The 17,530-nt window shown below is 57.7% G+C and carries 18 protein-coding genes; 9 read left to right on the top strand and 9 right to left on the bottom strand.

What is annotated here, in order from left to right:
- Nucleotides 1-14 precede the first annotated feature (14 nt).
- The 3 genes from ubiD (at nt 15) to VXJ35_RS02490 (ending at nt 3,823) form a co-directional block, all read left to right on the top strand.
- Nucleotides 15-1,478 carry a 4-hydroxy-3-polyprenylbenzoate decarboxylase gene (gene ubiD / locus VXJ35_RS02500; protein WP_064020362.1) on the top strand — a complete coding sequence of 488 codons (1,464 nt, stop codon included), beginning with the start codon at nt 15-17 and terminating at the stop codon, nt 1,476-1,478.
- A 39-nt stretch (nt 1,479-1,517) separates the two neighbouring features.
- Nucleotides 1,518-2,654 (top strand): PP2C family protein-serine/threonine phosphatase, encoded by a 1,137-nt coding sequence (locus VXJ35_RS02495; RefSeq protein ID WP_064020361.1) that lies wholly within the window; start codon nt 1,518-1,520, stop codon nt 2,652-2,654.
- 161 nt (nt 2,655-2,815) lie between these two features.
- A complete protein-coding gene (locus VXJ35_RS02490; RefSeq protein WP_064020360.1) occupies nt 2,816-3,823 on the top strand; it encodes a GGDEF domain-containing protein in 1,008 nt (335 codons plus the stop codon).
- Between the two features lie 37 nt (nt 3,824-3,860).
- Here the strand turns inward: VXJ35_RS02490 and VXJ35_RS02485 are convergent, their stop codons facing one another.
- Genes VXJ35_RS02485 through hemC form a run of 4 tightly spaced genes read right to left on the bottom strand, consistent with a single transcriptional unit; the run spans nt 3,861 to nt 7,954 of the window.
- Nucleotides 3,861-5,093 (bottom strand): heme biosynthesis HemY N-terminal domain-containing protein, encoded by a 1,233-nt coding sequence (locus tag VXJ35_RS02485; protein ID WP_064020359.1) that lies wholly within the window; start codon nt 5,091-5,093, stop codon nt 3,861-3,863.
- Nucleotides 5,094-5,107: 14 nt separating this feature from the next.
- On the bottom strand, nt 5,108-6,265 hold the full coding sequence (locus tag VXJ35_RS02480) for a uroporphyrinogen-III C-methyltransferase (RefSeq protein ID WP_064020358.1): 1,158 nt from the start codon (nt 6,263-6,265) through the stop codon (nt 5,108-5,110).
- Nucleotides 6,249-6,998, bottom strand: coding sequence for a uroporphyrinogen-III synthase (locus VXJ35_RS02475; RefSeq protein WP_231914835.1), 750 nt, complete (start codon nt 6,996-6,998; stop codon nt 6,249-6,251). Before VXJ35_RS02475 ends, VXJ35_RS02480 begins: the two co-directional genes overlap by 17 nt.
- Nucleotides 6,999-7,027: 29 nt before the next feature.
- On the bottom strand, nt 7,028-7,954 hold the full coding sequence (gene hemC, locus VXJ35_RS02470) for a hydroxymethylbilane synthase (protein WP_064020357.1): 927 nt from the start codon (nt 7,952-7,954) through the stop codon (nt 7,028-7,030).
- A gap of 302 nt (nt 7,955-8,256) precedes the next feature.
- Here hemC and VXJ35_RS02465 point away from each other — a divergent pair, with 302 nt between their 5' ends.
- Together VXJ35_RS02465 and VXJ35_RS02460 are read left to right on the top strand one after the other, a co-directional pair.
- Nucleotides 8,257-8,529, top strand: a complete 273-nt coding sequence (locus VXJ35_RS02465) for a hypothetical protein (RefSeq protein WP_157198045.1) — start codon at nt 8,257-8,259, stop codon at nt 8,527-8,529.
- Nucleotides 8,530-9,063: 534 nt separating this feature from the next.
- Nucleotides 9,064-9,321, top strand: coding sequence for a hypothetical protein (locus tag VXJ35_RS02460; protein WP_064020355.1), 258 nt, complete (start codon nt 9,064-9,066; stop codon nt 9,319-9,321).
- Nucleotides 9,322-9,520: 199 nt separating this feature from the next.
- Here the strand turns inward: VXJ35_RS02460 and VXJ35_RS02455 are convergent, their stop codons facing one another.
- The 3 genes from VXJ35_RS02455 to VXJ35_RS02445 are packed head-to-tail and all read right to left on the bottom strand — an operon-like array spanning nt 9,521 to nt 11,387.
- The gene (locus VXJ35_RS02455) at nt 9,521-10,249 is read right to left on the bottom strand and encodes a bifunctional 2-polyprenyl-6-hydroxyphenol methylase/3-demethylubiquinol 3-O-methyltransferase UbiG (protein ID WP_064020354.1); all 729 of its coding nucleotides are present in this window, start codon (nt 10,247-10,249) and stop codon (nt 9,521-9,523) included.
- A 20-nt stretch (nt 10,250-10,269) separates the two neighbouring features.
- Nucleotides 10,270-10,593: a hypothetical protein gene (locus VXJ35_RS02450; RefSeq protein WP_064020353.1), complete on the bottom strand. Its 324-nt coding sequence runs from the start codon at nt 10,591-10,593 to the stop codon at nt 10,270-10,272.
- Complete coding sequence (locus tag VXJ35_RS02445) at nt 10,590-11,387, bottom strand: sterol desaturase family protein (protein WP_064020352.1); 798 nt, start codon at nt 11,385-11,387, stop codon at nt 10,590-10,592. The genes VXJ35_RS02450 and VXJ35_RS02445 overlap by 4 nt, the downstream gene beginning before the upstream one ends.
- Here VXJ35_RS02445 and VXJ35_RS02440 point away from each other — a divergent pair.
- The 4 genes from VXJ35_RS02440 to VXJ35_RS02425 all read left to right on the top strand — a co-directional run bounded on the left by VXJ35_RS02440 (nt 11,386) and on the right by VXJ35_RS02425 (nt 14,704).
- Entirely contained in the window at nt 11,386-12,567 is a 1,182-nt protein-coding gene (locus tag VXJ35_RS02440) for a GlxA family transcriptional regulator (RefSeq protein ID WP_082880772.1), read from the top strand. The two genes, VXJ35_RS02445 and VXJ35_RS02440, sit on opposite strands and share 2 nt — an antisense overlap.
- A gap of 155 nt (nt 12,568-12,722) precedes the next feature.
- Nucleotides 12,723-13,079, top strand: coding sequence for a hypothetical protein (locus VXJ35_RS02435; protein WP_064020351.1), 357 nt, complete (start codon nt 12,723-12,725; stop codon nt 13,077-13,079).
- A 78-nt stretch (nt 13,080-13,157) separates the two neighbouring features.
- Nucleotides 13,158-14,201 (top strand): 23S rRNA (adenine(2503)-C(2))-methyltransferase RlmN, encoded by a 1,044-nt coding sequence (gene rlmN / locus VXJ35_RS02430; RefSeq protein WP_064020350.1) that lies wholly within the window; start codon nt 13,158-13,160, stop codon nt 14,199-14,201.
- On the top strand, nt 14,198-14,704 hold the full coding sequence (locus VXJ35_RS02425) for a YchJ family protein (protein WP_231914834.1): 507 nt from the start codon (nt 14,198-14,200) through the stop codon (nt 14,702-14,704). Before rlmN ends, VXJ35_RS02425 begins: the two co-directional genes overlap by 4 nt.
- A 32-nt stretch (nt 14,705-14,736) precedes the next feature.
- On the opposite strand, the gene VXJ35_RS02420 is transcribed toward VXJ35_RS02425, so the two are convergent.
- Nucleotides 14,737-16,749 carry an autotransporter domain-containing protein gene (locus tag VXJ35_RS02420; protein ID WP_064020349.1) on the bottom strand — a complete coding sequence of 671 codons (2,013 nt, stop codon included), beginning with the start codon at nt 16,747-16,749 and terminating at the stop codon, nt 14,737-14,739.
- A gap of 159 nt (nt 16,750-16,908) precedes the next feature.
- On the bottom strand, nt 16,909-17,349 hold the full coding sequence (locus tag VXJ35_RS02415; protein WP_310752155.1) for a copper resistance protein NlpE: 441 nt from the start codon (nt 17,347-17,349) through the stop codon (nt 16,909-16,911).
- Between the last annotated feature and the right edge of the window lie 181 nt (nt 17,350-17,530).

Here is a 17,530-nt window from a genome sequence, read left to right as displayed (position 1 = left end):
CATTCCGATTTAGCATGAAATATAGAGATCTGCGCGACTTCATCCAGCAACTGGAAAAGCAAGGCGAATTGAAACGTATCCGCCGGGAAATCGATCCGGTTCTGGAAATGACGGTGATTTGCGACCGGGTGTTGAAACAAGGCGGTCCGGCACTGCTGTTCGAGAACCCGAAAGGCTCGAATATCGCCGTGCTCGGCAATTTGTTCGGCACCACCAAACGGGTGGCGATGGGTATGGGCGCCAAAGACATTTCCGAACTGCGCGGTATCGGCGAGTTGCTGGCTTACCTGAAAGAGCCGGAACCTCCCAAGGGCATGAAAGATGCGCTGGATAAACTGCCGGTGTTCAAGCAAGTGCTGAACATGGCGCCGAAACTGGTCAACAACCCGCCCTGCCAGGAAGTGATCAGGATAGGCGACGAAGTCGACTTGGCCGATTACCCGATTCAGACCTGCTGGCCGGAAGATGCGGCGCCACTGATTACCTGGCCGCTGGTGATTACCCGAGGCCCCAACAAAGAGCGGCAAAATCTGGGTATTTACCGGCAACAGGTGATAGGCAAAAACAAAGTCATCATGCGTTGGCTGGCGCATCGCGGCGGCGCGTTGGATTTTCGGGAATGGCAGCAGCAACGGCCGGACCAGCCGTTTCCGGTCGCGGTTGCCTTAGGCGCCGATCCGGCCACGATTCTGGCGGCGGTGACGCCGGTGCCCGACCCGTTGTCCGAATATGCCTTCGCCGGCCTGCTGCGCGGCAGCAAGACCGAAGTCGCCAAATGCCTGAGCAACGATTTGCAAGTGCCGGCCAGCGCCGAGATCGTGCTGGAAGGCTTCATCTATCCCGGCGAAACCGCGCCGGAAGGCCCCTATGGCGACCACACCGGCTACTACAACGAAGTCGACGAATTCCCGGTGTTCACCATCGAGCGCATCACCCAGCGCCAAGTACCGATTTACCACAGTACATATACCGGCCGGCCGCCGGACGAGCCGGCGATTCTGGGCGTGGCCTTGAACGAAGTGTTCGTGCCTATTCTGCAAAAGCAGTTTCCGGAAATCGTCGATTTCTACTTGCCGCCGGAAGGCTGTTCGTACCGGATGGCGGTAATCAGCATGAAGAAGCAATATGCCGGCCATGCCAAGCGAGTCATGCTCGGCACCTGGTCGTATTTGCGCCAGTTCATGTACACCAAATTCGTGATCGTGGTCGACGACGACGTCGACGTGCGCAACTGGCAGGACGTGATCTGGGCCATCACCACGCGGATGGATCCGGCCCGCGATTTGACGATACTGGAAAACACGCCCATCGATTACCTGGATTTTGCCTCGCCGGTGTCGGGTTTGGGGTCCAAAGTGGGCTTCGACGCCACCAACAAGTGGCCGGGCGAGACAATGCGGGAATGGGGCAGGCCGATCGTGATGCGACGCGACGTAATCGAAAAAGTCGATGCGATGTGGGATTCGCTGTTTAGTTAAGGTAGACTGCCGGCACAGCCAATAACGGTACGATTCCTAATGAAAATATTGGTCGCCGACGATTTGCCGGAAAACAGAGCGCTGCTCGATAAATTATTGACCCGGATGCGGCATCAAGTCGTTCTGGCCGCCAACGGCGGCGAAGCCGTCGCCCTGTTCGCCGCCACCGATCCCGATCTGGTGTTGATGGACATCATGATGCCGGCCATGGACGGCCTACAGGCGATCAAAGCCATCCGCGCGATAGGCCGCGACAAATGGACGCCAATCTTTGTCGTCAGCGCCTTGAGCGAAACCGAAGACATCGTCGCCGGCCTGGAAGCCGGGGCCGACGATTATTTACCGAAGCCGTTTAACCAGGCCATTTTGCAGGCCAAGCTGAATTCGGTGCAGCGTTTTTTGGACATGCAGCAGGTCATCGCCGCCGACACCGCGCAATTGAAAATTTACCGCGACCGGAACGAAACCGAGCAATTGTTCCTGCAAAACATTTTCGCCCGTTTGATCCGGCAAAACGACCTGAAAGACGACCATTTGCAATTCTGGTTGAAACCGGCCCACCGCTTCAGCGGCGATCTGATTAGCGCCCGGCGCATCAGCCAACAGCAAATTTATTTCATGCTGGCCGATTCGACCGGCCACGGGCTGGCGGCGGCGATTCCGACCGTCATCGTCAACCAGGCGTTTCAGGCCATGACCCGAAAAGGCTTGGCAATTGCCATCATCGTCAGGGAAATAAACCGCTTGCTATATTCGCAAATGCCGCCGGACCGCTTCGTGGCGCTGGCCATCGGCATGATAGACAGCGCGCGCAAATCGATAGATATCTGGAACGGCGGCTTGCCGGCCGCCATGGCGCTGAATGCCGCCGGCGAGGTGATACAAGCCTTCCAATCCCGCCACACCTTCGCCGGCATCTTGCCCGACGCGGAATTCGACGACCGCTGCGAACTCTGGCAATGGCAAGCGGCTTGCGAGCTGTTTGTTTACTCCGACGGCCTGACCGACGCCCAAAATGCCGAGCACGCCCGTTTCGGCCCACACGGCGTGATCGCGGCGCTGTCCGCCAACCCGGCTGGCCGGCGCATCGATGCCGTCAAAGCGGCGCTGGAGCGGCATCTGGCAACCGGCGACGCCCACGACGACATCTCCTGCATGGCGATCCGCTGCCTATAGTTTTACGCCGGCTCCGACTAACCTTCCAGATCGTCGCCTCCCCCAGTCCCGGCCTAGCGGCCATTAGCCACCAGCGCCGAAAAAAAAATGTTTCGAAACTGTTGGCGATTAAAGCAGAATATAGCTGTACTTTTAACCCTGCTGACCAACGGCCCACTGCATTGAACGCGCATCCCGACTACCGGCACATCTCGAATTGGGCGATCTCATTAAGCGAACAACCCGACTACCAAGGCCTGACCTATCGCTTTTTGCATTTACTGGAAGAATTGCCCTGGATAAGTAAGGCCGTGGCTTACGAAGTTTACGGCGAACGCAACCTAAAAACCGGCGAAGCCCGATGCACCAGCGAGCAATTGGTGCGGCGTTTCCCGCTGGACTTCACCGAACAGCCGCAGGAAGAGGAAATTGATCTGCTCAATGAGTTCAACAGCAGCGCCGACCTGAAACCCAGCAAACCGAATGCGGCAGGACTGTTCACCCGAATCGTCGCCCCGGTACGCGAGCTGGGCGGACCGGATCGGGCCTTGTTGCTGAAGGGCGAGTTCGATGCCGCGGCCTTGGCCTTGCTCGCCGACATGATCGCGCTCTATCGCAATCTGGTGGCGTTGCACGACAGCAAGGAGCGCGACCCGCTAACCAAACTGCCGAATCGGCAGTCGTTCGACGCCCGCATGCTGCAGGTCTGCGAATATTTCCGGATGCACCCGATCCAGGACCGTTGCCAGGAGAAGAGCTCCTGGATCGCCATGCTGGATATCGACAATTTCAAGCGGATTAACGACACTTACGGCCATTTATACGGCGACGAGGTGTTGCTGGTGTTTAGCCAGGCGATGGAAAAACATTTTCGATACAACGACTTTTTATTCCGCTTCGGCGGCGAGGAATTTGTCGTGATATTGAATCTGGTCAACCAGGCCGATGCCGAGGCTACCTTCGAGCGGTTTCGCGCAGCCATCGAACGCCATCGGTTTCCGATCTCCGGCCCGGTCACGGTCAGCATCGGCCTGACCCATATCGACCATCTGACGCTGCCGATCCATTTATTAGACAGGGCGGATAAGGCGCTCTACCAGGCCAAAGCCGGCGGCAGAAACAAATTGGTGGCTTACCGCAACTTGGATCCGGCCGTCGGCCGGGTCGGAACCGAACCGGAAGTTTTCTAAGCGCCCGCCACAGGCCCGGCCCGAGCTTGGCCGAAAGCTAACCGGTAACGGCTTCGATATTGCCGACCACCTCATCCGAAGCCAGCAGCAAGCCGCGCTTGAAGCTCTCGCAGGCCTGGTCTTTTTCGCCGCGGCTGAACTGCACTTCGCCGAGCAATTGGTAAGCGGCGACCGAAGGTTCGATATTCAGGCTCTTCAACAAATATTGCTCGGACTTTTCCATTTGCTGGACTTTTAACGCCAGCTTGCCCAATACCCGCAGCAACACGGCATTGGTCGGATGCACCGCCAGCCACTGTTCTATCGATTGCAAATGCTTGACCGGATCCGCTGTTTCGATGCTAGCCAGCAATACCAGCAAGGTGTCGTCCCAATGCCGGCCCAGCTGTTTCAACATCGCCGACTCGACGGTTGCACCGGCGCCGGCAGCTATCATCGCCGCGAAATAAATGTTGGCGATACCCGGTACGGTTTTGATGTGATCGGGAACGGTTTCCCAGCAGGCTTGGATCGCGTCGGCCTCGTTGCGCTCCGCCGCTTGTTTCAGCAACCGGCTGAAGGTTTCGGTTTCCAGCAACTTGACTTCGGCTTCCATCAGCACTTTATGCTGCTGCAAAGACGGCAGCAATTTGCTCAGCCCTTCCCAATCGCCCAAATGCTGGTAAGCCTGGTGCATCATTTTCAACACCCGGGCATGGCCGGGGTTGATCGAATGCAATTTACCCAAAGTCTCCAGCGCCTGCTCGAACTGCTGCCCGGAAAGGTGCAATTCCGCCTGGGTCAAGCCGACGGTAATGTTGGTGTCGGACGATTGCGCCGCTGCCTTTTGCAGGTATTCGTCGCGTTTGTCCAGCGCGCCGCGCGACTGCGCCGCCCGCGCCGCAGTCAGATAATGCAGCAGCGGCGCGCCGCTGTTGGCGGCGTGTTTGACCAGAACTTTCTCCGCCCGCTCCCAATTGCCGTCGGCGGCATCGAACAAACCGGCGATCAGCGCTTCCTGAGACCGGTTGAATTTGATGTTACGCCGCCGCCGCGAGATCTGTCCCGGCAGCCTCAGCAATACGCCCAGCAAGCGAAAGAAGCTGTACAACCCGAAAAAACCGATCACCGACGCCACGGCAAAGACCGTCAGCGACGTTTCCAGCGACCAATGGCCGAAACCGATCAAGACGTAGCCGGGATCGTTATGCTCGGCCAACCAACTATGCAGCGCATAGGCTGCGGCGACCGCGCAAAGCAGGGAGCCGAGGAAATAGACTAGATTTTTCATGGCGCCACCGCGGGTTACTGGCCGGCCGTTGCGGCTTCGGCCGGCGCAGGCGAATTGTTGAACACGGCCTTGTCGGTTTCTATGCGCAGCTTGCTGATATCCTTCAACAGCTTCAGCGAAGCGCTGACATCCGGATACTGGCTGCGAATCTGGACGCCGGCCAGTTTATCCAGCTCGGCGGCAAAAGCGTCGGTCTGCTGGTTTTCGGAGAAGTTTTTCTTCAACCACTGCTTGGCATCGGCGATGCTACTGGAAAACAACGCATCGTTTTGTTGTACCAGCGCGATCTGAATCATTTCCAAGCGGACTTTCAATTGTTGCTTGATGAAATGCGCTTCCTCCGGCGTCAACACCGCATTGACCGGCTGGTCGGTATGGCGCAGCACCACATAGCCTTCCAACTGCTTGGCAACCTGCTGCAGTATTTCATGGCCGTGTTCCGATAAATCGTTATTGGGCGTCTCCGGCTTTTCCAAGGCTTTGCCGGCGTGCGGCAGAAATACCGCCAAATTTTCCACCGAATCCTGAAGTTGCTGGATTTGGGCATAGAGCCCGACGATATCCGGCACGATGGCGCTATTCAACAACGACAATTCCTTGGCGATTTGTTCCCTGACCTTGAATACCGCAGCATCGCCGCTTTCCCGTAGACGCTGGTCGGCGGCTTCGAGCGCCTGGCGCGTGGTATTGACGTCGCCGACCAACTGCAAGCGCTGGTTCGCGACAGTCAACAAATATTCGGCATCGGCCAATAGCCAGTCGCCGCGGGTTTTGCCCAATTGGCGCTGTACCAGCAAAATCGAATTCTCCAATTCCTTGCGGGCGGTTGCCAAACGCTCCTCGTGCAATTTGGAGAACTCGGCCAAAGTTTGGTTGAAGTGGTTGTCCTTGCCGGTCATTTCGGCATTGACGTTAGCGATCTGCGATTGAACTCCGGCCAACTGCTCGCGCAAGCCGTTCAATTCCTTGTCCAGTTCGATGATTTTCAGATTGTCCTGATTATTTTCGGTATCTTGGCTGGCGCGTAATTGCTGCAGATAATAAAAACCCGCAGCCGCAGTGACCACAACCAAAGCGATGGAAAGTATGCCTATCCACAGACCGGCGTGCGACTTCTTAACTACTACCACCTGAGCTGGAGCTTCTTGTTGTTCTTCAATTACTTCCGCCACTGTTTTCCCCGTTCAATAACGTCGTCAAGGTCTCTAAAATCGCTGCATCCGTCGGTTGCGGGCTTACTGCAATCCGTTTGAATCCGAGCTGTTCCGCGTTTTGGCCGATACGCTCGCTGGCAACCACCAATCCAATTTGCCGCAATCGCTCGATTGCCTCGCCGTCCAGTATTGCCACTAAGTTTTGTAGCGCCTCGACGCTAGTCGCCGTTACTGCGGCCAAGCGCTGCGCATGCAAGTCGGCGCGCAATCCGCCGATATCCGCAGCCGGCCGGTTCCGACTGTATACTTCCAGATAAGCTACCGTCGCGCCGCGTACGCGCAAACCGTCCGCCAGTTTTTCCCGGCCGCCGACACCGCGCACGATGGTGCAGCGCAGGCCGGCGACTTGCTGCAAGGCCGGCTCAGCCAGCAAACCTTCGCTGCTGAATTCGCCGGCCGGCACGCAATCGACCGCGCATCCGGCGCGCCGCAACGCGTCGGCGGTCGCCGCGCCGACCGCCGCAATCCTGGCGCCGCGCCAGCCCGGCATTTTGCCACCGAACGCCGGTATAGCAAAATCCACAGCATTGCTACTGGTAAAAATCAGCCAATCGCCGGTTTCGGCGTCTTGCACGGCTTGCGCCTCCGGTTGCCGGGCCGCGATCTCCAATGTCGGAAACCTTACCGGCACCCCACCGCGGCTTTCGATCAATTCGCACAAATTTTCGGCCTGGGCCGCAGGCCGGGTCACCAATATTCGCGCGCCGTTCAACCCGGCTATCACTGGTAAAGCTCGCGCAGAATTTTGTCGGCCCCTTGCGCCAGCAATTGGTCGGCGACGCTGCGCCCCAACGCTTCGGCTTGGTCCAAATCGCTTTCGGCCTCGGCGCGGTACAAAACCGCCCCATCCGGACTGCCGACCAAGCCGCGCATAAACAGGCGCTGGCCGCGAATTTCCGCATAGCCGGCGATCGGCACCTGGCAACCGCCGTTCAGCCTGGCGTTCATGGCCCGTTCCGCTCCGACCCGGATACTGGTCGCTTCGTCGTGCAACACTTTTAAATAGCCGTGAATCTCGGCATCGTCGATCCGGCATTCGATGCCGATGGCGCCTTGGCCCATCGCCGGCAGACTTTCGGTCGGTTGCAATTGAGCGGTGATGCGTTCCGCCAAGCCCAACCGCTTTAGGCCGGCCGAAGCCAGAATAATTGCGTCGTATTCGCCGGCGTCGAGCTTGGCAAGGCGGGTATTGACATTGCCGCGCAGGCTCAAAATTTCAGCATTCGGGAATTTTTCCTTAATTTGGCATTGGCGGCGCAAACTGGAGGTGCCGATCCGGGCATCCGCCGGCAACTCGGCCAGAGAGCGGTAACGGTTGGAGACGAAGGCATCGGTCGGATCTTCGCGGTCCAGCACCACGGCCAAATGCAAGCCATCCGGAAATTCGACCGGCACGTCCTTCATGGAATGCACGGCAATATCCGCGGTGCCTTCCAACATGCCCTGCTCCAGCTCCTTGACGAACAAGCCTTTACCGCCCACCTTGGCCAACGGCGCATCCAGGATTTTGTCGCCGCGGGTCACCATTTTCACCAGCTCGGTTTGCAAGCCCGGAAAAGCCCGGCGCAAGCGCTCCGCAACGTGCTCGGCCTGCCACAAAGCCAGCGGACTTTGCCGGGTGGCAATACGAATAATTCTGTCAGCCAAAATAGCTCCTGCCGATTCGGGCGGGAACTACCCGCACCCTGAGTTAAGAATAAATGGCGGCTATTGTAATCCGATTCGCCGGGAAACGGGGTTAGAAGTTGTCCGGCAGCAAAACCGCAACCGAATTCCACTTGCGGCGTAGCGCACTGCCTAGCGTGCCGCAGTCAGGTAAATCCCTGGCGGCGTCACGGTCATAAAACGGGTGCGACCATTTCTGCCGAGGCCAGTGTTGACGCCGCGGCGAGCAATACCCTGCTTCACAGCAATTTCGGTTAACCTTGGCAAATACAGAGGAGTTTCGAATGGAACGAACGATACGCATGCTGGTAATCGTCGCGTTGATTGCAGCGATACCCGGCATCGGCTGCTTTACCTATTATTCCGCGACGGCGGCCGATGCCGACCGCGAAGCGTTCGGCATCTGGGACCTGTTGGCTTACCCAACGGCCCTGCTGTCGTTCGCCGCTCTGGCAACCAATTGCAGCGCCAAACCGCCTAAAATTTACCTGGCCGGACTGGCTGCGGCGTTTCTGCTGGTATCGGTCGCGCTGATCTTCAGCCATAGCTTCAAATAGCGTACGTTTGCGTTAACAGTTGCGTTGGTTTCATTGCATTATGAGGCCGCGCCATGCCCATCAAGAATGCGTGAGAAGCTTGGAACGACTCCCGCGGCATCAGCAACAAGCGACATTGAAACGGTTAAACGCGGTGGACTCAAGCGACTGCTGGCGGGAGCCTATCGCATTCTTATTAGATATGTGTCTTTCGACTGCAGGGCTGAAACAGATAGCGCGCCGCGGGGAACTATTGCAGGCACGCACATATCGCCTGGGGCGAATTTGATAGTTTTCGTAGCGAAATATCGCGCAGCCGGTCCGCGAACCGACTTTTCAACCGATTGCGGGTAGCGTTGCATCGTTCAAACGCCTCAGTTTGAATCGCCGCCCTCTCGGCGACGGAATTTGCATTGGCTTTGGCGCTGTGGTAGAAAATTTTTCGCAAGCGGATAAAAACCGGTTGCGTTTAACGTTCGCGCAATCGAAAAATCTGGAAAACCGCGCGGCGCTATCTCTGAGTCAATAATTACTACAAAACCGAGGAGACCGAGAATGAAAAAAAACCTACTTACCTTCACCGCAGCTATTGCCGTAGCGTTACTGCCAGCTTTGGCGTCCGCCGGAGACGCCGATACCTGCAAAGGTTGCCACAACGGTTCGGTGGCCCCTGGCGTCGACGCTTTGAAAAGCAAATTCAAAACCGTCGACGAGTTGGTGGCCGGCGCCAAAGCCTCCAAAAACGACATGATGAAACCGATGCAGGCCGACACCGCCAAACTGAAAGCGGCCGCCGCCGAAATCTTGAAATAAACCGAAGCATCTACCAATCCCGCAGACCTTAGCCGGCGGCAAAGACCGGGGTCTACGGTCGCGGCCCGGAACGCCGGCCGGCGTTCCGGGCACACCATTCCCGACCACTAGCGCTACTCCCAGCCTCCGGGAACCTTGCCCCGTGATTGGATCACATTACGCTCGCCGGCCGGAAACCGATGGGCTGCCGGCCCGCGCTTCAACGACGCCGCGCCACCAAGCTGACCATGCCGCGCGGGCTCGAATCGAGGCCGGCCGCCAAACCGTTGGCAGCGCAGACGTCGGCCAAAACGGCGCCGGACAACCGCAATTTGGGGTAATGGCTGACGCGGGTCCGCCAAACGCCCAGTTCGCGCTCGTGCAGGATATCGTGCACCAAAACCGTATCGGGCCGGTATTCCAGAAAGCAGGTCAGAATCCTATCGGCGTCGGCCCGGACCGGGATGAAGCGGCGGTCGCCGACCAACTCCGTCGTGTAATCGCGGAAGGTTGCCACAAAAGTGCCGCCGGGAAGCAATGCCGCAGCTACCCGCGCGATCAGGGTTTCCAGCGCTGCGAAATCCGGCAAATGGGTCAGCGTGTCGCCCATGCAGAAAATCGCCGCAACCGGGTCCGGCAGGTAGGAGCGAAATTCCAGCAAGTCGGCATGCACCGTTTCGATTGCCAAATCGCCGCGCAGAACTTCGAGGCTGTCGAGCAACAATTCGGAACGATCCACAGCCGTGACCCGGTAACCGCGTTCGGCCAGCGGAATTGCGTGCATGCCGAAACCGGCGCCGAGATCGGCGACTGTACAGCCCGGCGCCAGCGTTAAATCCAGTGCGGCAAGATCATCCCGGCCGGCTTGCAATGCACTCTCGGCACCGCCGGCCATCCACAAGTAGATCGGCGCCAAATGGTTGGCATAATGTTGCTCTACAGTGTTCATATTCCCCTCTTATGAATCGTTCAATACGCCAAGTGCGGTTGGGCTGGATTTATATCGCCTGCGTTTTTGCCGCCGCACGCGGCCGATACAGCCGATATGCCAACAGGCCGCAACCGAACCAGGCCGATACCAACGCCCCCCGGAATCGGGTACAACAGAAACTGGCTCAAGTCGTCCAGCAAGCCGAAAAACGCGCCGTGGTCGGCCGATTGCTTCAGATTGGCCGGACGCATCAGCAGTTGCAGCTCGGTCTCGGCTAACCGCAACACGTACACCAAGCCGTTCCAAACCGGGGCGAAAGGCGAGATCGCCAACGTCGCCAGCGCAAAGCGCCAGCCGTTCATATCGATCTCCGCCGCCGGTTAGTGCCGACCGCAATCGCAGCAGCCGGCGGCCGGGTCACGTCGCGCATCAACAGCATGTCCCATAGCCGGTTCGACGCACCGCGGTAAAACCCGGTTTGCCCGGCAAACGCCTGCGGATTGCGGAACGTGCCGAATAACAGGTCGAACAAAGGCAGGTCGGAGTAATTGCCGGCATGCACGCCCGACTGATGGTGTACGGAATGGCTTTCCGGCCGTTGCAAAAAATAACCCAGCCAGTGCGGCGTCTTGACGTTGGCGTGCTGAAACACGCTGCAGAACGTTGTCGCATAAAGCACCCAGGCCGCCGCTTGCGGCGTAACGCCGATCAACAGCGTCAAGGCCAGACTGGACAGCAGCGTCCAACCCAGCATGTCCAACGGACTAAACCAGAACGCGCCGAAACAATCCAACCGTTCGGCACTGTGGTGCCACTGGTGAAAGCTGCGCCACAGATTTTCAGATGCATGCATAGCCCGATGCCACAGATAGACGCAGAATTCGTAGAGCAACAGCCCGACCAATGCGCCGTAAGCGTCGCCCAGACCAGTCAAGTCCAGGCATCGGTAGCGCAGCAGGTAGCCGTTCCACAGCAGCGGCAGATACGACGATAATAGCCAGTAACAAAAAAACGCGGCGATGCCGCGCCGGCGCCAACCCTGCACCGTCGGCAATGGCCTCGCCGGCCGCAAGGCTTCCCAGGCGATCAGCAGCGCATACAGCGCAAACACGGTTAACGACATCGGGTCGAGCAATAATTCGAGAGGAGTAGGCATGGCGTCACACGAAATGGCTTCCGACAGAGGCAATACCTTAGCCCAGGCTGACGGGCCGGACCAGCGGCAAATCGGCGCAAAACAGTCCGAATCGGCCAACGCGCCGATTCCGGTGGCGATCTTGATGTTTCCAGCTTCCAGCGCCTCGGTGATCTTCGGTTTGTACGACTTGTTGTTGTCGGTGGGCCGGGACTGGCCGCTGATCGTCGGCGGCAGCCCCGGCCCGCAGGCGATCCGGCCGCTGCTGGTGGCCGCGGAAGCGGGCCCGTTGACGGTCTGCAACGGCATCCCGGTACCGGTCGATTTCTCGCTAGCCGATTGTCCGCCGGTCGCGGTGGTCTGCGTGCCGGAAGTCAACATTCCGCCCAGCGCCCCGATGGCCGGCCTGTTCGACCGGGAAACCGACTGGCTGGCAGAGCGCTACCGCGCCGGTGCGACGCTGGCCGCATCCTGCTCCGGCGCGATGTTGCTGGCCGAGGCCGGCCTGCTCGACGGCCACGACGCCACCACCCACTGGGCCTACTGCGCGACGTTGCGGCAGCGTTTTCCCAATGTCAACGTGCACGGCCAGCGTTCGTTGGTTTGCTCCGGCGACGGCCAGCGCCTGATTATGGCCGGCGGCGGCACTTCCTGGCTGGATCTGGCCTTGTTTCTGATCGCCCGGCTGGTGTCGGTGGAAGCGGCAATGCAGGTCGCCAAACTGAATCTGATCGACTGGCACCAGATCGGCCAACAACCTTATGCGCGATTGGCACAAACGCGCCAGGTCGAGGACGCGCTCATCGCCCGCTGCCAGGTCTGGATTGCCGAGCATTACCGCAGCCCGGCGCCGGTTGCGGCCATGGCCAAGCTGAGCGGCCTCAGCGAACGCAGCCTGAACCGGCGCTTCAAAGCCGCCACCGGCCTGTCGCCGCTGGAATACGTACACACGTTACGCTTGGAGGAAGCCAAACAACTGCTGGAAGCCGGCGATCTGCCGGTGGAAACGATTGCTCGCGACGTTGGCTACGAAGACGCCGGTTTCTTCAACCGGCTATTCCAACGCCAGGTCAAACTGACACCGGCCCAATACCGTAAGCGTTTTCGCGGCCTGCGCTTGTCGCTGGACGGCCCGCGCGCGGTTAAAGCCGCAACGGCGCCAGTGACGATTTTTAAAAACGCACACGCCGACCGAACTTAATCCGGTTGGCCTCTAATCGCCGCCAAACCCGCCGGAATTGGAAAGGCTTAGCAAAGGGCGCGATTTTGACGTTACTATTCACGATTGCCGATGCCCGAGCAATTAAGGCTTTTTTTTGAAAAACACCAGTAACATCTCCTCCCTCAGTATCACGCATGAAAAAACAGAAGAAAAACAAAAGCCTTTGGCTGAAACCTGCCGAAATCGAAGTCGGTTGCTTATACCTAACCACGGCCCGCCAATACCGTGCGGTGCTGGCGATGAAAGGCGAGTTTCTGATCTATGCGCCCAGTTCCGAAGACATGGCGCCTTTGACGGCGGATGCCAAAATGCCGTTCGAAAATTCGCCCTGGAAAAAATGCCAGATTGCCACCTTCGCCCAAAAAGAGTACCAGGCCTTCGCTTGGCAAGGCACCCAGGCCATCAAGCACAGACTAACCGATGCCCAACTTGCCCAGGCTGTCGCTCAATCCAACGCCAAAGCCGCGATCGCGGCGTTATTGGCCGAATGAGTTATTGAGCGGGCCGCGCCAATCCCATCGTTCGACGGAATTGGCAGCGGCCAGATTCCTATTATCCGGAGAGAATTTTTGAAACCCTCTTTCTACGATCTGAATTATTCCGATTTAGAAGCGGTTATAAGTCAAAATGACTTAAATCCGTCGGTCGCGTCCGTTCTTTTTAATTGGCATTACAAGAAAAAGGAAACCGCGCCGTGCCAACAAAAAATATCGACACATTCGTCGAATTTTTTTCAGGAAAATTTCGACTTTTCGCTGCCCGAAATCGATACGGTTTACGAATCGGAGAAAGATAGAACCGTAAAATTTCTATTTAAGCTTAAAGACCATCATAAAGTCGAAACGGTGCTTATCCCGTTTAATAACAAATATTCGATTTGCCTGTCGTCGCAGGTCGGTTGTGCGATGAATTGTTCGTTTTGTTTTACCGGCGAGCAAGGGCTGAAACGCAACTTGACGACCAGCGAGATTATTGGCCAGTTTCTTCAGGCTTGGCATTGGTTAGCCAGCCATCGGCCCGGCGAACAGCGCATTTTAAATATTGTGTTTATGGGGCAAGGCGAGCCGTTACATAATTTCGATGCCGTTAAAAAAGCTTGCGAAATTTTTTTATCGCAACACGGCACATCGATTGGCATTCAAAAAATCACCATTTCAACCGCCGGTTATATTCCCGGACTGAAAAGATGGCGCGAGGAAATTCCCGGCGTTAACCTGGCACTATCGCTACATTCGCCTTTTACCGAGAAGCGGAATGAACTGATTCCGCTCAACAAAAAATACCCGCTCGATGAAGTGCTGGCGTATATCGATGAAATCCCTTTACAAAAGAAACAGTTTATTACTTATGAATATATTCTGATAAAGGATTTCAACGACGCTACGGACGATGCCAAAAAACTGGGCACGATGCTGGCCGGCAAAAGCGCCTACATCAATTTAATTCCATTCAATCCGTTTCCGGGGTCTCGTTATACCTGTCCGGATTGGGACACGATCGAAAACTTCAAAACCGTTTTGGATATTTTTAAAATCCCGACCCTGATCAGAGGCACCAAAGGCGATGATGTGTTAGCCGCCTGCGGCCAACTCAATTCAAACAACAAAACATGACTATCGAACACCGGCTGAATTTATGCCCCTGCTGTTCCGGCCTGGATTATCAGGCCTGCTGCGGCCCGATCATCGCCGGCGCACCGGCAGCGACGGCAGAAGCGCTAATGCGCTCGCGCTATAGCGCGTTTGCGACGCGGCAATTGGATTACATCGAGCTTACCCAAAGCTCGGAAATTAGCGCCAAATTCGGCCGGACCGATATCGCCCGGATGGCCGACGAATGCCAATGGACAGGCTTGCAAATCGTCCACCGCAGCGAACGCGGCGACGCCGCCGAAGTGGAATTCGTCGCCCGCTTCCGCCAAGACAATCGGGAGATGCTGCACGCCGAGCGGTCGCAGTTCCGCCGCGAACACGGCCGCTGGCTTTATGTCGGCGGCCGCGCCGAATTGCGCGAGGCGCAACGCAGCGCGGTAAAAGTCGGACGCAACGATCCTTGCCCGTGCGGCTCCGGCAAAAAAGCCAAGAAATGCTGCGGCACCGAGCCGCGGCCGCTGTGAAGCCCGGCAACCGGCTCCGTAACAACTCACGATCAAAACGAAAACCGCACCCCGGCGTTAAAGGTATGCCGGCTTTCGTTTTGTAAGCTGAGCACAGTCTCGTATTGGATAAAGGCCGCGCCGCCGTTGGGCAAAGTCGCGGTCAGCGAACTGCGCAGATTCAGATAATCGCGGTCCGGCGCGCCGGTACGCACCGAAAAGGTATTGCCGGAACGGTCCTCGACGAAACTGGCCAGAATCCGCCGCGGGTCTTTTTGGTATTCGTGTTCCCATTCCAGATTGACTTGCGGCGTGAATACGCCGAACGGCGTACTGGCGGCATAATTGACGATAAAGCCCAGCCCGCTGGTCACCGACACGATCCGTTGCGCGCCGATGTCCAGATTCAAGCCGACCGCGCCTTGCTCCCGGTACCGGTCTATCGACTGCTCGCTGTACTCGCCGCGGCCACGCAAACCGAAGGTCCAGCCGCCCCAGGGATAGTCGTAACCCAGCGTCGAACTGTAACGCTGTTGCGCGCCTTGAACCTTGGCGGAGGCCTGCTCGTTGACCGGGCCGAAGGCGTCGACGTAAGCGATGTTGCGGACGTTTTTGTAGGCGTTAAAGGTGCCGTTGGCGATGAAATCGACGAACATGCGTTCGTTAATCGAATAAGAACCGAAACCCGACACGGTGTAAGCCTCGATATCCAATTGGCTGGAGTTGGCGCTGAGCTTGGAATCGGTGTAACCGTAACCGGCGGAGATGCCGAGCAGCAATTTGCGGGTCAGCCAATAATCGGCGCCGGCACTGACGCCGTAGGTTTTGGAACGGTAGCCGGGGTCGAGCCGGGTCTCGCTGCGTTCTCCGGTCTCAAATTGGCCGTTGACGAACAAACCCAACCGCTCGAATAACTCGCCGTCGCCGGCTGCACCGCCCCCGGCCCGATACGGCGCCAGACTGGCCAAAGCCGCAGTCGGCACGCTCTGCCCGTCCAGTTTCAGCGACAAACCCTTCAGGCTGATTCCGGTCGCGCCGCCGCGCAATTCGATCAAACGCTGATTGATGTTATTGACTTGGATCCGCGCCAAGCGGCTGCCGCTCAAGGCTTGCGAGACGGCTTCCTCCGGAGCCAGACTCTGCAAAGCCTGACCGACTTTTTCCAGGCCATCCGCTTGATTCAACAGCAGCGCGATGCCTTCGGCCCGCTCCAACAACGCCGGCGAGGCCGTGCCGTTGGCAACCATACTTTCCACCACCTCGATCAGCGATTTGTCTTCCGGGTCCGGACCGGCGTCGCTCAAACTGCCGTCGGCCACGATCACGGTCACACTGGCGCTGGCTTGCACGTTACTGCTATTGCTGACGGTGTAACTGAAGCTGTCGGTACCGGTGAAGCCGGGCGCCGGCGTGTAAACCAGCCCGCCACGGCTGTTGCCGACCGCGCCGTGGGCCGGACTGCCGACGCTGACCAGTTGCGTCGCGTTGATATCGTTTGCCAGCGGATTAATTGCCACCGGCAGCTCCTTGGTCGTCACATAACTGTCGTTATTGGCCTGCGGGCTAGGATCGTCTATCGTCAGCGTCGTGGCATAGCTGGGGAATTGGCCATTGAAACTGCCGCCGGCAGCGACCACTTGGCCGCCGATCAGGATCGACATGTTGCTGAATTCCCGGCCGTTGATGCTGATATTGAGCGGCGTGGCGTACGGCAACAAGAAGTTTTCGGAAAAGGTGCCGGCGGTCGTGAACGTTCCGTAATCGCCGTAAGTCCGGGAAAAAATGGTTTGCGAAGTGTTGGCGTTGACGATGCTCAAAAAGCCGAAGGCTTGGGCATCGAAGGTATGGTCGTAGATATAGACTCCGGCCCGCCGGCCGCCGGCTTCGAAGCCGATGCCGTAGAGTTGCAGCGAATAAAATTCGCTGGACACCGGAGCCGAGTCCGGCAGTGCTGCCGAGTCGGCCAGCGCCGGCACCAGCCCGAGTACGGCGATTCTGAAACCCAGCGCGCGGTACCATCGGGTCGGGCTTGGCGGCCGCGAGCATGCTATGAAAAGGTCGAGCATACAATCCTTGGTACTGCTTACCTTGGCTACAATTCCGGCTCAGGCTCAGCGATTAGATTGAAACAAAATTTGCCAGCCCGGAATTATAGATGCTGTCGCCGATTTAGCAGGCGGCCGGCGGCTCAACGAGGCCACCGGCGCCGCTAAACCGAATGCCTGCTAATGGATATGCACCTCGCGGGATTTGGCTTTGTCGCTGCGGCTCAAGGTGTAATCGTCCTGGTCGCCGGCCATCGGCTGGCCGTCTTTGTTCAAATGAACCAAGGTACCTTCGTCCTTAATTGCAAACAGGCGTTTCTCGTCGTTTTTATTGGAAACCAGCGTCAATATGCGGCTGGCGTCATCCCAACTGTATTTGCCCTTGTCGTAATACTCGCGCGAGGAGGCTTTGGCGTACTGGGTCACCAGCAGGTAATTGTTCCTTTGCTTCAACGACAAGGTCATCTTGAAACCGTCGCAACCCTCCTGCTCGCAAGGCAGATAGCCGTAAAACACGCCGCGGAAGCCGCCGGTCTGATTGGCTTCCTCCATTTCGGCGTGTTTGGAGTGGTCCATGTTCTGCATTTCCCGCGCCTTCAGCGCTTTTTCCTGCAATTTCATGTCCGACTCCGCCCAGGCAGCGTGGCCAAGCGGCAGTAATGCGCCGAAAACAATCATCGCCGCAGTTTTTGTTATTGTTTTAGTTAATGTTTGCATACCAGATTTTTCCGTTTTCAAGCGTTATTAGAGACGAATTCGAAACATTGCCGCCACGAAGAATACCAGTTTATCGGCCGAGATC

The organism is Methylomonas sp. DH-1 (genome assembly GCF_046097555.1).
GTDB classification, from domain to species: domain Bacteria; phylum Pseudomonadota; class Gammaproteobacteria; order Methylococcales; family Methylomonadaceae; genus Methylomonas; species Methylomonas koyamae.
The sequence above is the reverse complement of the archived record's forward strand: the minus strand, read 5'-3'. Positions and strand labels throughout refer to the sequence as shown.